This is a genomic window from Ignavibacteriales bacterium, from assembly GCA_015709675.1.
Lineage (GTDB): Bacteria > Bacteroidota > Ignavibacteria > Ignavibacteriales > Ignavibacteriaceae > H2-BAC3.
In genome coordinates this window covers 144530-159057 of sequence record CP054182.1, presented here as the reverse complement: position 1 = coordinate 159057, position 14528 = coordinate 144530, and the positions used below count along the sequence as shown (strand labels likewise).

Genomic DNA, 14528 nt, shown 5'->3' with positions numbered 1-14528 from the left:
TATGAATATCATAATACTGTTCTTTATATCGTCGGTTCTGATTTTCGGGCAGTCAACTGATCTGATAAAGCTCGGCAGTTCATACCGGATATATCCCGGAACTGTTCATCAGACGGAACCGTTTATCGCAAAAGATCCATCTGATCCTCTGCATTTCTTTGCATCAGCAAACACCACGCAGATAACACCATTTTTTATCAGCGAGGGTGTTTACAGCTCAACTGACAGAGGAGTTACCTGGCGCGGCAATGATACGTGTACGGGGCCGAATATCACTTTTCATGGCGGTGATCCGGGTATCGCAATTGATGACTCAGGCAGATATGTTCTGGTCCGCATAGGAAGAGCTCCGGTTTACGGGCTTTATTCCCATACATCAAACGACAGGGGGCTGACCTGGACGGTACAGAAGCAGATCTCTGATCATGATCTTGAGCGGGCAACGGTTATGAGTGATAATAATCCTTCAAGTCCCTATTACGGCAGAGTCTATGCAGCGTGGGTGCGCTTTGCTCCTCCTTTCCCAGTATATATATCCTACACGGATGATGCCGGAGCCAGCTGGTCTGCTCCGTTGCAGGTCAATAATCCGCCGCAGCGCTGTGCCGGTCCTGATCTTGCAATCCGCAATGACGGAACGGTATATCTGACCTGGGCGGGGGTAACCAACACTTCTCCGTTTCAGGAGATACGTACAGGATTTGCAGTATCCTCAAACGGAGGTGCATCCTGGTCGGTAACGGAGAATGCATTTGCCGTTAACGGAATAACCGGTTCGCTTCCCCAGAAACAGAATATCCGGGTGAACGGATATCCGAGGATAGGGGTTGATAACTCCGGCGGGCCTTATGACGGACGGTTATATATATTAACCACACAGCGCGGCCTTGCTCCGGCAGGAAGTGACGCAGATCTGATCCTGACCCGCAGCACGGACGGGGGGCTCTCATGGGGAAGTCCGGTAAGAGTAAACGCTGACCCGCTGAATAACGGCAAAACACAGTATTTCCCGGCAATGGATATTGACGATAACGGAGGCGTAAACCTGCTCTGGTATGATGACCGGGAGACCACCAATGACTCCACAGATGTATATATGGCGCGCTCCTTAAACGGAGGAGAAAATTTCAATGAAGTGAAGATAAGTGAAAAGCCCTTTAAACCGGAGCCGATAGGAAGTCTGGGGCAGGGCTATCAGGGGGATAACATTGCGCTGATCAGCTCAGGCAATTATCTGATCCCTCTCTGGATGGAAAACTCATCCGGTAAATATCAGATACGAACAGCACAGATTCAGATAATTACTTCTTCGGCTGAAGAAGCAGCGGCGTTACCTGCTGTGTTTGAATTACTTCAGAATTACCCGAATCCGTTCAACCCGGAAACAATTCTGCAATTCAGAATACAATCAGCCGGGATGGTAAAAATGAGAGTATATACGCTGAACGGGGAACTGGCGGCTGAACCTGTTTCGGGATATCTTGCTGAGGGGGAGTATCAGGTTTCCTTTAATCCGCAGGAGTATGGTCTCGGGTCCGGAATCTATTTTTACTCACTTGAGTCGGGCAATCAGCGTGTAACCCGGGGAATGGTTTATACTAAATAGCAGCCTGACGGGAGCGGACTCTGTAATCAGCGGATATAGGTCATCTTGCCGCCGGTTACAGAGCGCTCTCCCGGCCTCAGCAGGGGAGTAAATTCTGCCCGGTAGAAATATATCCCGGATGGATAGCGGGATGCATCAAATACATATCTGCCGCGGCCCGGTTGTGACACTCCTTTGTAAAGCTCCTTGATTAGCTCGCCTGAAGTATTATATATCCTTATCTCCAGCCAGCCCTGTTCCTCTGTGTCAAACTGCACCGTGGTTGAGGGATTAAACGGATTGGGGTAGTTTGATACCGTAATATACTGAGCCGGTTTAATAAGCGGATGATATTCTCTGATATCATTCGGTTTAGTATAGCGGTATTTGATGATGGCTCCTGAATCACCAACGCCAAAGCCGGTGAGTGAATCAGTAAAAACAATATCATAAATTGAAGCTCCGCCTGGAGTGGGAATACTGTTCCAGATTCTCAGAGTATCATCAAAAGAAGTAACCGGGTCATTGGTGTTCAGCAGAACCTGTCCGGCTCCGAGTGCCACCCAGAGATCATGCCGCGTGCGGAACTGCATTTCATGCGCGATGCCGTATATATCAAGATTAAGATAACCCCAGCTTTCCCCGCGGTTAGTGGTTGCAACCACCATGGTGCCGTATTCCCAGTCGCCCCCCATGCCGATGGCATTAAGAGAGTCTATAATCTGAAGGGTATATATTGGTTCCGGGCTTACCGCGGTTGTGCTCCAGTATTCCCCGCCGTTGGTGGTTCGCCAGATAATCCCCAGCACATCCACATGCCCTCCGTTTGCGTAAGCGTACTGTCCGTCATTCAGATTCAAATTCAGAATAGGGAACCCGGAATATTCTTCCTGAACTTCACACTCCCGCCAGGTAAAACCGCCGTCGGTTGTTCTTTTTAATACTCCTCCCTCACCGCCGATATAGCCGTTAACGGAGTCTGTAAATCTGATTGTATGCAGAAAGACATTCTCCTCAGGATACTCCAGTTCGAACCATTCTTCCCCGCCGCTGTTGGTGAAGATGATGTTGGTTCCGAAAGGGGGAGCGGTTGAGCGCCAGGTTACACCCCAGCCGCGGTTTTCATCAAGAAAAAAGAGATCGTAAATCGCGGAGGATATTCCTGACTCCTGCCGGATCCAGTTCAGTCCGCCATCAGTAGTTTTGATGATTACACCGGAGTCCCCGGCAGCCCACCCGGTAAGACTGTCCACAAACTGCACCCGGTAGAGATTAGCCGCCACCGGAGAGGGGAGCCGCTCCCAGACGCCCTGAGGGAATAAAGCGGAAATGCTGAAAAGCAGAAAAAGCGAAAGAGAATAAGACAATTTCATAGCGGAATTTAAGAAATTCGGTATTGAGAACATTGGGTGCGGTTTACCCTTTATGAATGCACCTTCTGCCGTAAAAGCTGGCTGATCGGGAGCGATTTCATTCTGATTCAGAAAGTTATGAACGCCCGGAGAGCAATTCATCGCATGAAAAGAGTGCGGGGGTAGTGGTTCTCTTGAAAGATGTACACAAGTTATCAACATTTCCTTACTTTAGAAGCCGTATCATAACTTATTATAAATCAATGAGTTATAAAGCTTTACGTAGAATTTACAGGAAGTTATCAAGTCTAAATGTGAACTATGAAAGATGATAACAGCCAGCGGATAACCGGCTGATGAGGAGTTATCAACAATTTGTTAACAGTCTGCACTGTAAAAAGCTGCCGGAATAAGCGGTTTACTGCAGTACAGCAGAAGTGAGACTCTCAGGCATCAGCAGGGTTCCTGTGCTGTCAGGAACTACAAAGCAGCAAAAATTTGTTTAACTTTGTAACTTGTCAAAAGTCTAAAATACCCAGGAAACAACCAAGAGAACGCATGAAAAGACGATCATTCCTTAAAACCGGACTACTAACCGGAGCCGCGGCAATAGCCGGAGGTACCGGACTGCTCAAAGCAGAGACTGTTTCTGAAGGAATGCCTGCCTATAAGCCCGTTCCCGATGAATGGAATGATACTGAGATCTCCGTTGCGTGGATAGGGCACAGTACGGTTTATATTAACTTTTACGGATATAAAATCATCACTGATCCTGTTCTTTACGCAAAAGTGGGTATTTATATGCTGGGTTATATCTACGGCCCGAGCCGCCTGACCGCGCCGGCTCTTACCATTGATGAAATGCCGCGTCCTGACCTGATTCTGCTTTCTCACGCGCACATGGATCATACCGACTATAAAACCCTGAAGGAATTCACCAGACGCTATCCCGGTCAGATAGACGCAATTACTGCATTTAATACGGCAGATGTAACATCCGCGCTGCAGTGGAAGTCTCTGCGGGAAATGGACTGGGGAGAAGAGATCAGAACCGATGCTCTCCGCATTAAGGCACTGGAGGTAAGGCATTTCGGATGGCGCTATCCCTGGGAGCGTGACCGTTCGAGAGGGTTTATGGATAACGGCAGAAGCTACAATGCATATATACTTGAGCGGAACGGAAGGAAGATTCTTTTCGGCGGTGATACCGCAATGACTGATCTGTTTAAGAAATCCGGTGAAAAAGCAGATATTGCCATAATGCCCATCGGTGCCTATAACCCCTGGCTGCGCAATCACTGCACGCCTGAAGAAGCGCTTGAAATGGCAAAACACGTAGAAGCGAAAGTTTTTATACCGATACACTGCAACACGCTTAAGCAGGGGATGGAACCATTCCATGAGCCGCTCACCCGTCTGCGCAACGCCCATCAGACGTATAACATCAGTCTGGGGCTGGATAATGTCGGCCAGACCTTTATTGACAGAGCATAGTTCAGCAGTATATATTTACCTATGATTCATAAACTCCTGTTCGTACTTCTTACGCTTGCGTTATTGCGCGCTGAAGCATCGGGCTATCCCGCATTCAGCTATCCGCCGGATCACATTCTCAGTTTTGTGCGCCACTCTTTTTATAACAGCATTGAAAACAGTGACTCAGCAGATATGCTGATGGATTATTTTGTTAAAGGCAGCGGAAGTTCCATACGAAACCGCTATCCGGTGCTGAAGGCATTTTCAGGCGCAACGGAAACGCTGCTGGCAAAACATTCTTTTAATCCCTATGTAAAGCTGAAATACCTGCAAACCGGTCTGGCAAAAATCGGGGAAGCGCTTGAAACAGAGCCGGATAATATAGAAATCAGATTTCTCCGTTATACCATACTTTATCATCTTCCTTCAATTCTTGGTTATGGTGAAGAACGGATGGCTGATGCCGAAGTTATTCTCCGGCTGTTACGCAATGGAAAAACTGAGCATATCTCCGAAAAGCTGGTACAAGGCATTTATGAGTTTATGCTTAAAAGCAGTGACGTGAGCCAAAGACAAAAGACGGAAATCCGCCGTCAGATGGAACAGGCGGGGTGATCCGATGAGCCGGTATATGATGATAAACATCGGGATTATCCTGTTCCCCATTCTCTTTTCGTTTGAAAAGAATATCCGGTTTTACCGGAAACTTCCCGCACTGGCTGCCTCGCTCGGCATTGTAAGCACAGTATATATAATCTGGGATATCATAGCCGCATCCCGGGGAGACTGGGGTTTCAGTGAACTATACACCGGCACAATCAGGATAGGAGGCCTTCCGCTTGAGGAGATTCTTTTTTTTGTGACCGTGCCTTATGCAATCATCTTTACCTATGAAACCATCCATTTTTATATAAAAGACGGGCAGGTTGTGGTGCCGGGATGGTTAACACTCTCGCTTGCAGTTATCCTGTTTACCCTGAGCGGTATTTATTATACGCAGTATTATACCGCGACGGTTATGATTTTTTCAGGCGTGTTTCTGCTGGTGATGAGATTCGGCGAATCAGAGCTGTTCAGATCCCGGAATTTTTATATCACTCTTGCAGTAAGCTATATCCCTTTTTTCATTGTGAACTATATGCTTACCTCTCCTCCCATCGTTTGGTATAGCCCGGATGCAATCTGGGGTCCGCGCTTTACCACCATTCCGTATGAGGATTTCTTCTACTCTTTTTCCATGATCAGCTGGTGGACGTACTTTTATCATCTTTTTCTGAAGAGATTTAAGATTGTCTGAACGGGCCGCGGTTATTGGCGGAGGACTCGGGGGCCTCAGTGCTGCGGCGCTGCTTGCCTCTAAAGGATTCGATGTAACCCTTTTTGAAAAAAACAGTTATACAGGCGGCAAAGCTGCCGTTATTCAGGGGAGCGGTTATACCTTTGATGCCGGACCTTCGCTTCTTACCATGCCGTTTATTCTGCATAATCTTTTTTCATCCTGCGGGAGGCGTTCAGAAGAATATATAACACTCAGGAAGCTGGAAGTTATCTGCCGCTATTTTTATCCGGACGGCACCTGTATTGATGCATTCGCGGATCGGGAACGTTTTAAGCGCGAGGTGCAGAATAAAACAGGAGAACCGGGTGAACATCTTGAGAACTATCTGACCTACTGTGAAAGAATCTACAACGCGACCGCTGATGTTTTTATTCTGAATGATTTCCGTTCACTGAAACTCTTTCTCAGCGGTACCGGCCTGAAATCACTCTTGAGGCTCCCCCACATTGATCCACTCAGGACGGTGCACCGGGCAAATGCCTCGTTCTTCAACGATAAGCGGCTGGTACAGTTATTCGACCGCTACGCTACCTATAACGGCTCAAGCCCCTATCTGGCTCCCGCAACGCTTAATGTGATTCCTCATGTTGAATACACCATGGGTGCGTATATACCGGACGGAGGCATCAGGCGCATTCCGGCGGTTATTGAGGCTCTCGCGGAAGACCTGGGAGTGAAGATTCAAACCGGTGCAGAGGTTGAAGAAATAATTGTCCGGCAGAATAAGGCAGCGGGACTCCGTGTGAATGGCAGCGAAATCTTTTTTGACAGAATTATCAGCAATGCTGATGTGAATTATACATATGAAAATCTTCTGAAGAATCCGGCAAAAAAAGAAGCAAAACGCTACAGGACGATGGAGCCTTCGGGATCCGGACTGGTTTTTTACTGGGGAGTTGAAAAAGAATTTCCGGGACTTGAAATTCATAATATCCTCTTTTCCGGTGACTATGAAGAGGAATTCCGCCAGCTGTTTGCCCTGAAAAAAATTCCTTCTGACCCGACTGTGTATGTGTATATATCGTCAAAATATAACGTTTCTGATGCACCGGCGGGGGGCTCAAACCTGTTTGTGATGATTAATACCCCATTTGATGACGGAAGGATAAAGGCAGGTGATATAGAACTGGCCAGAAATACCATTCTTTCAAAGGTTTCCGCAATGGCGGGGGAAGATATCCGTCCTTTTATCCGGTTTGAGGAGGTGCTTACTCCACGGGCAATAGAGGAGCGGACCAACAGCAAATGGGGAAGTATATATGGTGTATCGTCAAACTCCCGGAATGCCGCGTTTCTGCGGCAGGCAAACAGGTCTTCCGGGTACCGGAATCTGTATTTTTGCGGGGGAAGTGCTCATCCAGGAGGAGGAATACCGCTGGTGATTCAGTCCGGCATTATTGCTGCACAGAAAGTTATTGAAGACGCAGAAAAGGAAGTGATATGAACAGAGTCCGCCATAGCCGTCCTGCTGAGATCGTTTTTCACTGGTACATAGACCGGCTGATGAGAAAAAACTTCAATTCATTTGTTCTGCTTGGTGAACAGCCGGTACCCTCACCGGATAAAGCCATTCTCGCCACACCGAATCATATCTCCTGGTGGGACGGTTTTTTTATTGACCGGATGAGGCGGGTTTTGTTTCCTGAAAAAAAACTGCATCTGATGATGCTTGAGGAGCAGTTACTAAAGTATCCATTTTTTAACAAAGTAGGCGCCTTCGGCATTGATCCGGGCAAACCCAAAAAGGTGCTTGATGCTTTGAGATACACCGCTCAGGTGCTGGAACAGCCGGAGAACCTGGCAGTGATATATCCGCAGGGGGAGATTGAATCGCAGGAATTGCCTGTGCTCAGTCAGAAACCGGGTATTACCAAAATAGCGGAGTTTGCGGGGAAAGAGTTTCTTCTGATGCCCGTATTCTTTAAGATTATGTATAAAGATCAGCCAAAACCGGAGCTTTTTTCAGCAGTATATACACCTCTGAGTTCAGGGCAGGCGGCCGGATACAGGGAATATTTTCAGGAGAGTTACATGAATTTCAGGGCATTGTGTGAGAGGTATTACAAAACAGGCGAGGGAACCGTGGTTTCGATTTTCTGACGATGGTACGTAAGCCAGCAGGGATAACTCGAGAGTTGTCCTATACCGGCGAATGGTTTTTGTTATATATGGTGGTTCCCCCAGGTACGCGTTAGGACAGGTCACGGCCTGTCCCTACGGAAGATGGAATATTTTGCAGGGACAACTCGTGAGTTGTCCTATACCGGCGAATGGTTTTTGTTATATATGTTGGTGCCCCTGGTACGCGTTAGGACAGGTCACGACCTGTCCCTACGGAAGATGGAATATTTTTGCAGGGACAACTCGTGAGTTGTCCTTTATCAGCAAATGTGTTTTGTTTTATATGTTGGTGCCCCCAGGTACGCGTTAGGACAGGTCACGACCTGTCCCTACGGAAGATGGAATATTTTGCAGGGACAACTCGTGAGTTGTCCTATACCGGCAAATGGTTTTTGTTATATATGTTGGTGCTCCCGGGTACGCGTTAGGACAGGTCACGACCTGTCCCTACGCGTTTGAAGAGAAACTAATAGAAAATCTTATTTGCTGATATTATACATACGGTCAAAAGCCAGGACTTTATAGTCATAAAGATCAGGGTTGTTTTCAGCTGTCTGATCCATAAACCGGCGGGTTTTACCCGTCATCATTCTCACCATGCTGAACTCCGCGTCACTATTCTTCAGTTTCCTGTATATAAGATAACCATAGGGGAGTTCACCGTCAGAGGCGGGATCGGAAGCATCCCATGTCAGCAGTAAACCACGTTCAGTTTTTTCAGCTTTCACGTTTTTTGGTGAGCCGGGCGGAACCATATCTTTCCATGACATCAGGGGCGGGAAAGCAGGTTCGGCAAACCAGCTGTTCTTCATGGAGTCCGCTATTCCTTCAGCGTTGCGGGTAATGGAACTTGAACTGAAATACACCGAGCCGTGCACATTACTGAAGGTTCTGGTCATGCGCAGATGATCTCCCAGTTCACTTTTACTTCCCTTAAAGTTTGCGTTCGCGAACCTTCCGGAATACTCACCTATATAGAGATGCACATCCTTTGTAACAGAAGCCCACCAGGGGAGCAGCTTTGCATAATCAGCTTTTTCGTGCCCGATTTCCCAGTAAAGCTGTGGAAGGACGTAGTCAACCGTCTTATTCTCAATCCAGTTAAGTGGATCGCAGTATAATATATCATAGGAGTTAAAACCGGAGGTGCCGGCGTATTCATTGAGTACAATGCCGAACGGACTGATGCCGAATTTAACGCGCGGTTTAACGGCTTTGATGATTTCGTTCAGCTCGGCCATCAGAGTATTAATGCTGTATCTTCTCCAGTCATCAATATTTTTGATGTTGTTATGATAGCGGGCAAAGCTGAGGGAATCTTCATTCGAGACTTTTGGTGAGTATGGATAGAAGTAATCGTCAAAATGAATGCCATCCACATCGTAGCGGGTAACCACATCAGCCACGATTTCGCGTATATATTCACGCACAGCGGGGTTGCCCGGATCAAGCATTTTATATCCCGGGAAATCCAGAATCCATTCAGGCCTGCGGGTAACCACATGCTGGGAGCTGAGGGGGTAGTCGCCCACTTTCTTTTCAGCGCGGTAAGGGTTAAACCATGCGTGCAGTTCCATACCCCGTTTGTGAGCTTCCGCTATGGCGAACTCAAGAGGATCGTAATAGGGTTCAGGTTCTTTCCCCTGCGTTCCGGTGAGCCAGTATGACCAGGGTTCAAACGGAGAGTTATAAAGAGCGTCACACTCGGTCCGTATCTGAAAGAAGATAGAGTTAATGCCGGCTTCTTTCAGTTTATCGAAAATATCAATTAGCTCCTTAATCTGATCACCGGATGAAGCATTCCTGTTTTTTGGCCAGTCAATATTTGCGACAGTTGCAACCCATGCGCCGCGGAGCTCACGCTTCATTTCAGGCTGGGCAAAAAGCTGAAGCGGAGTTATAAGTATATATAAGAAAAGGATTATGTGCCGGGAGTTCATGATTCTGGTTCCTGAGTATTAATAGAAATATTTAATGCCGGCGCGCGCCATCAGTCCGCTCATATCATAACTGCGCTCAAACACCCTGGTGCGTGCGGGGGTGGTGAGGGTAGCGGGCTCCTGCACTTCATACTCCCAGCTTGGTTCGGAGTTATGGTAATTAAACTCAATAAAGATATCTGAACGGGAGCCGATTTTGTATTTTACTCCGGCACCGAGTCTCCATCCAAAATCGACGGCAAGCTGCCAGTCATCTTCAGCGGGGTTATTAAAATCGCGGTAAAAGACCAGAAGGAAATCAAGGCCGAGATTACCGATCACGTAAAACTGCGTGCGGGGGTCAAAAGGGAAATTTATTCTCAGCGCAGAGAGCACCGGAAAGCCATGGAGGTTTGTTTTAGCGCGGAGTTCATTAAGCTCTCCGATATCGTTTGCGTAGTTGGTATTAAACTGCTCTGCAAGCCGCTTATCCACGTAAGTTTTATTAAACCAGTCAAAGCTCCAACCCATTTCAATCCGTTCGTCAATAGGGGTGGTGCCTTCGTAGCCCAGAATCATGCCGGACTCGGTTACTTTGGGGTCAAAAAGCCCTATTTTGATGGTTGAGGACTGCTGAGCCGCCGCCTGGAAAGTGACTGCCAGGAGAGCGAAAATGATAAATTTCATAGAATATTTCCTGCAACAATTAATTTAAGAGGTCATTAAATTTACGATAATCGGGGAAGAAATAATAGGGGGCGGGCAGAATCTCATAGGAGTAAAAGTTGCCGCGAATGACGAGTATCAACAAGATTGAAGTTACAATCAATTTCTTGTTGGTGAAATTTGTGTCTCAAAGCAGTGAGAATTGGCTTTAAGTTTTGGCTGCGATTTGCAAAGAATATTCTGCCACGAATGACACGAATTAATACGAATGAAATTACCAATATGTCTGCTGTTGGTGCAATTCGTGTCTTACATTAGTGAGAATTCGTGTTACGTTCGGGCTGAGATATGCAAAGAATATTCTGCCACGAATGACACGAATAACATTTAACCAAAGATTGGTGTAATTCGTGTACAACATTTTATTAATGCCTTCGTACTTGTATGATGGCGGTCAGAGATTACAGAATTGATACATATCTGATGGTAATTCCGATAAATTGCTTATTTTGGATCAGATAATCTTTCACTTCTATCAGGAGCAATAATGAAGCGTTCGTTTCTTAAAAAACTTTCCCTCACTTTTCTTGCCGCGGTGCTGTTTGTTCAGCTGAGCGGCTGTTATGGTTCGTTTACCGTAACAAAAAAGCTCTATAACTGGAACGGCAAGGTTGGTGACAAATTTGTCAACTCAGCAGTAATGTGGGTCATGTTTATTATACCTGCTTATGAGATAGCAGGTGCAGCCGATCTGCTGATTTTTAATACTATTGAGTTCTGGACCGGCAAGAATCCGGTTGCCATGAATGAAAATGAAAAAGAAACACAGTACGTCAATACTGACGGAAGCGTTTACAGAATAACCGCCACACAAAACAGATTTGATATTGTTAAAATAAACGGTGATGCCGCGGCAGGGGAAAAGGCCTCCCTCTGGTTTGATGAGCGGGACGGAAAATGGTATATATCACAGAATGGCGGAGAGGGTCTGATGATAGCTGAAGAGCAGGGAGAGAATAATTCGCTGCTGACTCTGGTGTATCCTGATCAGAGCAAGCTTACTGTTGACCTGAATCAGCTTCCGCCGGTCAGATAATCATTCCGGAATTTTTTTAGTGCAAGCCCGCTGCAGTAACCTGCGGCGGGCTTTTTTGCATATACACGCTAATTGCACGCTGATTTTACGGATGCTAAAGCAGCGCGGATTTTAAACGGATCAAACATTCTTCATTATTAATTTTTCATTATTCATTATAAACAATTCATACTTCTTAAATGTATTTTTCTTTGAGAATGCGCATGTGGTGAGCCGCATGGCCGGCGATGATCCAGACCAGAGCCCGGATGCTTATTTCATTATGGTTTGCTTCGCCTGTGAGGTGAATGGTTATATTATTGAACGATGAGAATAATTCAATATTTGAAAGCCGGAGAAATTCAAATTCACTGATGAGTGAGGCAATACTGCGCCCGTTTGCACCGGAGAATTTAACGTAATCATCCTGTTCAAAACCGGGGAGTGCTGTGCGGTCTTTTCTGGCGAAGCGGAGCGCACGGTAGGCAAATACCCGTTCACTGTCAATGATATGGCAGAGGAGTTCTTTAATGCTCCACTTGCCTGGCGCGTACCCGGTTTCACACTGTTTTTCGCTCAGACCTTTGAGCAGCTCTTTCAGTTCTGAAGGCTGCTGCCTGAGTACACTGAAGATATCCTCCCCCTCCACGGATTGTATATATCCATGATAATACTGGCTGTATTCACCCGGTTCCGGTCTGGTAATTATTCCCATATTTTAATTTCCTTTATTCCGTCTGATGTCATAACTCCGCGGAACATACTGGGAGTTGTGTAATACATTTCAAAATTCCCGCCGCGGTCAATTGCGATTACTCCTCCATCTTTGGGAGAAAGATTTTTATCAAGCACTTCTTTTACTGCCTGTTTCAGATTGTATCCTTTATATTCCATAAGGGCAGAAATGCGGAAAGCTACTGCATTTTTTATAAACTTTTCGCCCCAGCCGGTTGCTGAGACCGCGCAGGTTGCATTATTAGCGTAGGTTCCGGCACCGATGATGGGTGCATCACCGAGACGTCCGGGAAGTTTTCCGGTCATGCCACCGGTTGAGGTTCCTGCCGCAAGATTGCCGCTTTTATCCAGCACAACACAGCCCACAGTTCCGGCTTTGTTGATCTGGTCAAGCTTCTTTTTTAGTGTGGCTTTCTGATCGTCGGTAATGAAGTATTCGGGGGGCACAAAGCCAACTCCCTGCTTTTCGGCAAACTTTTCAGCGCCATCGCCAACAAGGAGGACGTGATTTGATTTTTCCATCACCATCCGGGCCAGTGAAATGGGGTTTTTTATACGCCTTACATCACCGACTGCCCCGGCGGAGAGATCTTTGCCATTCATGATGCTGGCGTCATGGCTGGCGAATCCTTCAGTGGTAAGCACTGCTCCTCTGCCTGCATTAAAGAGGGAATCATCTTCCAGAATGCGGATAACTGCTTCCACCACGGAGACAGCATCTTTACCTTCGCCGAGCATCTGGTATCCGGCGGAAAGAGCTTTATCGAGCCCTGATATATGCGCCTGTTTTTCTTCGTTTGTCATGTCGGGTTTTGCGCTCCCCGCTCCGCCGTGGATGACAATTGCATAGGGGGCCGGGTCCTTTTTCTGGTCAGGTGTGAGAAAAAATGTTGCCGCAATGATCAGCAATGATAAGATAAAAAGAACAGGATATTTCATGAATAACCCTTAAACAGTTGAAGATCGTAAACTGCAAACATACTAAATTCTCCGGTTTTGCATGATGTACAGCTGCGGAGGGGAGGATGAACCGGAGAGTAAACGGCTTCATCTGCATATATTTGTAAATAAAATTTGAGAGAATTGGCATGGAAGTACATATTGACGCAGTGATGATGATACAGGGAATGCTTGCGCCGGCAGTGATGATTTCGGCCTGCGGATTGCTGCTGCTCGGGATGAATAATAAATACTCAATCGTGGTGAACCGTATCCGGCTGCTGAATGAGGAAAAGCGGAAATTCTTTAAGAAAGCGGGTGATACCGCGTTCAACTATGATGAGGAAATCCGCCTGAATAGCATTGATACACAGCTTTCCCGGCTCTCTGAAAGGGTGGGTATTGTAAGGAATGCTGTTCTGTGTTATTCGCTGGCCGTGGCGCTGTTTGTTCTCACTTCATTTTTCATTGGTGCGGGTTTTCTCTTATCCTTTGGCGGCATTGATGTTTTTGTGGTAACCGCATTCACGCTGGGCATGCTTATGGTGCTGCTCGGGGTCAGTTTTGCGTTCCTGGAAACAAAGAAGGGATACGATATTGTGCAGTACGAAATAAAGACACATGACTAAAAAAGAAGAAGACCTGACGGAGTATTTTCTTCAGCCGGAGATGATGCTCCGGCTTTACCGATCAGGCGCGTTCCCGATGGCGGAGTCGAAGGAAAGCACAAAAGTTGAATGGTATATGCCAGAGATCAGGGCGGTAATTCCGCTGGATAACTTTAATATCCCCCGCTCTTTTAAGAAATTCCTGAGAGAAAGCTCCTTCACGGTTCACTTTGACCGGGATTTTCCCGCGGTGGTAGAAGGATGCGCTTCACGGGAAGAAACCTGGATTTCTTCCCGGCTTACTGAGGCATATATGCGTCTTCACCGGAGAGGATATATACACACCGTAGAGGTATATGATCAGGAAGATAAAATTGCGGGGGGGCTTTACGGGATTGCAATAGGAGGAGTGTTTTTTGGCGAGTCCATGTTCTCTTATAAACCGCAGTCCTCCAAAACCGCGCTGTATCATTTAATGATCCGGCTGCGTGAAAAAGGATTTGCCATGCTGGATGTGCAGATTATGAATGAACATCTGCGGATGTTCGGAGCGGTTGAAATTCCTGATTATCAGTATAAAGAAATGCTTGCAATGGGGCTGGAGAAGAAATGCAGGTTTTAATGTTTAATGAACAATGTACAATTTACGATTAGAGTTGAGCAACGTCCGCAGAGGGGAAACATTTAGTCATTAGTGTCGTTGCCTTCCTTAT

Annotated in this window: 14 protein-coding genes; 9 read left to right on the top strand and 5 right to left on the bottom strand. The window is 46.7% G+C overall.

The genetic code is table 11. The features are described from left to right. Position 1: 1 nt before the first annotated feature. Positions 2-1606, top strand: a complete 1605-nt coding sequence (locus HRU80_00575) for an exo-alpha-sialidase (GenBank protein QOJ27435.1) — start codon at positions 2-4, stop codon at positions 1604-1606. Positions 1607-1632: 26 nt separating this feature from the next. On the opposite strand, the gene HRU80_00570 is transcribed toward HRU80_00575, so the two are convergent. Further along, positions 1633-2958, bottom strand: a complete 1326-nt coding sequence (locus HRU80_00570; protein QOJ27434.1) for a T9SS type A sorting domain-containing protein — start codon at positions 2956-2958, stop codon at positions 1633-1635. 537 nt (positions 2959-3495) lie between these two features. On the opposite strand from HRU80_00570, the gene HRU80_00565 reads away from it, so the two are divergent. From HRU80_00565 to HRU80_00545, 5 genes are read left to right on the top strand one after another with little or no spacing between them, the layout of a single operon-like run. Further along, positions 3496-4431, top strand: a complete 936-nt coding sequence (locus HRU80_00565) for an MBL fold metallo-hydrolase (GenBank protein ID QOJ27433.1) — start codon at positions 3496-3498, stop codon at positions 4429-4431. A 21-nt stretch (positions 4432-4452) separates the two neighbouring features. Beyond that, the gene (locus HRU80_00560; GenBank protein ID QOJ27432.1) at positions 4453-5028 is read left to right on the top strand and encodes a hypothetical protein; all 576 of its coding nucleotides are present in this window, start codon (positions 4453-4455) and stop codon (positions 5026-5028) included. Between the two features lie 4 nt (positions 5029-5032). Further along, a complete protein-coding gene (locus HRU80_00555; GenBank protein QOJ27431.1) occupies positions 5033-5710 on the top strand; it encodes a lycopene cyclase domain-containing protein in 678 nt (225 codons plus the stop codon). Next, positions 5703-7196: a phytoene desaturase gene (gene crtI, locus HRU80_00550; protein ID QOJ27430.1), complete on the top strand. Its 1494-nt coding sequence runs from the start codon at positions 5703-5705 to the stop codon at positions 7194-7196. Before HRU80_00555 ends, crtI begins: the two co-directional genes overlap by 8 nt. Continuing rightward, complete coding sequence (locus tag HRU80_00545) at positions 7193-7852, top strand: 1-acyl-sn-glycerol-3-phosphate acyltransferase (GenBank protein QOJ27429.1); 660 nt, start codon at positions 7193-7195, stop codon at positions 7850-7852. The genes crtI and HRU80_00545 overlap by 4 nt, the downstream gene beginning before the upstream one ends. 500 nt (positions 7853-8352) lie before the next feature. On the opposite strand, the gene HRU80_00540 is transcribed toward HRU80_00545, so the two are convergent. Both HRU80_00540 and HRU80_00535 read right to left on the bottom strand, forming a co-directional pair. Beyond that, positions 8353-9813, bottom strand: a complete 1461-nt coding sequence (locus tag HRU80_00540; GenBank protein QOJ27428.1) for a family 10 glycosylhydrolase — start codon at positions 9811-9813, stop codon at positions 8353-8355. A gap of 18 nt (positions 9814-9831) precedes the next feature. After that, a complete protein-coding gene (locus HRU80_00535; GenBank protein QOJ27427.1) occupies positions 9832-10479 on the bottom strand; it encodes an outer membrane beta-barrel protein in 648 nt (215 codons plus the stop codon). 526 nt (positions 10480-11005) lie between these two features. Here HRU80_00535 and HRU80_00530 point away from each other — a divergent pair. Further along, positions 11006-11554 (top strand): DUF3332 domain-containing protein, encoded by a 549-nt coding sequence (locus tag HRU80_00530; protein QOJ27426.1) that lies wholly within the window; start codon positions 11006-11008, stop codon positions 11552-11554. Between the two features lie 175 nt (positions 11555-11729). Here HRU80_00530 and HRU80_00525 read toward each other — a convergent pair whose 3' ends face one another. Together HRU80_00525 and HRU80_00520 are read right to left on the bottom strand one after the other, a co-directional pair. Further along, positions 11730-12248 (bottom strand): DinB family protein, encoded by a 519-nt coding sequence (locus HRU80_00525; GenBank protein QOJ27425.1) that lies wholly within the window; start codon positions 12246-12248, stop codon positions 11730-11732. Then, positions 12239-13207: an isoaspartyl peptidase/L-asparaginase gene (locus tag HRU80_00520; GenBank protein QOJ27424.1), complete on the bottom strand. Its 969-nt coding sequence runs from the start codon at positions 13205-13207 to the stop codon at positions 12239-12241. The genes HRU80_00525 and HRU80_00520 overlap by 10 nt, the downstream gene beginning before the upstream one ends. 188 nt (positions 13208-13395) lie before the next feature. On the opposite strand from HRU80_00520, the gene HRU80_00515 reads away from it, so the two are divergent. Both HRU80_00515 and HRU80_00510 read left to right on the top strand, forming a co-directional pair. Next, positions 13396-13836 (top strand): DUF2721 domain-containing protein, encoded by a 441-nt coding sequence (locus HRU80_00515; protein ID QOJ30415.1) that lies wholly within the window; start codon positions 13396-13398, stop codon positions 13834-13836. Further along, the gene (locus tag HRU80_00510) at positions 13829-14437 is read left to right on the top strand and encodes a leucyl/phenylalanyl-tRNA--protein transferase (protein ID QOJ27423.1); all 609 of its coding nucleotides are present in this window, start codon (positions 13829-13831) and stop codon (positions 14435-14437) included. Before HRU80_00515 ends, HRU80_00510 begins: the two co-directional genes overlap by 8 nt. The last annotated feature ends 91 nt before the right edge of the window (positions 14438-14528 follow it).

What these genes read in the sequence shown, in the direction of transcription:
- HRU80_00575 (QOJ27435.1), top strand. Translation starts at nt 2, where the DNA reads ATGAATATCATAATACTGTTCTTTATATCGTCGGTTCTGATTTTCGGG.
- HRU80_00570 (QOJ27434.1), bottom strand. Translation starts at nt 2,958, where the DNA reads ATGAAATTGTCTTATTCTCTTTCGCTTTTTCTGCTTTTCAGCATTTCC.
- HRU80_00565 (QOJ27433.1), top strand. Translation starts at nt 3,496, where the DNA reads ATGAAAAGACGATCATTCCTTAAAACCGGACTACTAACCGGAGCCGCG.
- HRU80_00560 (QOJ27432.1), top strand. Translation starts at nt 4,453, where the DNA reads ATGATTCATAAACTCCTGTTCGTACTTCTTACGCTTGCGTTATTGCGC.
- HRU80_00555 (QOJ27431.1), top strand. Translation starts at nt 5,033, where the DNA reads ATGAGCCGGTATATGATGATAAACATCGGGATTATCCTGTTCCCCATT.
- HRU80_00545 (QOJ27429.1), top strand. Translation starts at nt 7,193, where the DNA reads ATGAACAGAGTCCGCCATAGCCGTCCTGCTGAGATCGTTTTTCACTGG.
- HRU80_00540 (QOJ27428.1), bottom strand. Translation starts at nt 9,813, where the DNA reads ATGAACTCCCGGCACATAATCCTTTTCTTATATATACTTATAACTCCG.
- HRU80_00535 (QOJ27427.1), bottom strand. Translation starts at nt 10,479, where the DNA reads ATGAAATTTATCATTTTCGCTCTCCTGGCAGTCACTTTCCAGGCGGCG.
- HRU80_00530 (QOJ27426.1), top strand. Translation starts at nt 11,006, where the DNA reads ATGAAGCGTTCGTTTCTTAAAAAACTTTCCCTCACTTTTCTTGCCGCG.
- HRU80_00525 (QOJ27425.1), bottom strand. Translation starts at nt 12,248, where the DNA reads ATGGGAATAATTACCAGACCGGAACCGGGTGAATACAGCCAGTATTAT.
- HRU80_00520 (QOJ27424.1), bottom strand. Translation starts at nt 13,207, where the DNA reads ATGAAATATCCTGTTCTTTTTATCTTATCATTGCTGATCATTGCGGCA.
- HRU80_00515 (QOJ30415.1), top strand. Translation starts at nt 13,396, where the DNA reads ATGCTTGCGCCGGCAGTGATGATTTCGGCCTGCGGATTGCTGCTGCTC.
- HRU80_00510 (QOJ27423.1), top strand. Translation starts at nt 13,829, where the DNA reads ATGACTAAAAAAGAAGAAGACCTGACGGAGTATTTTCTTCAGCCGGAG.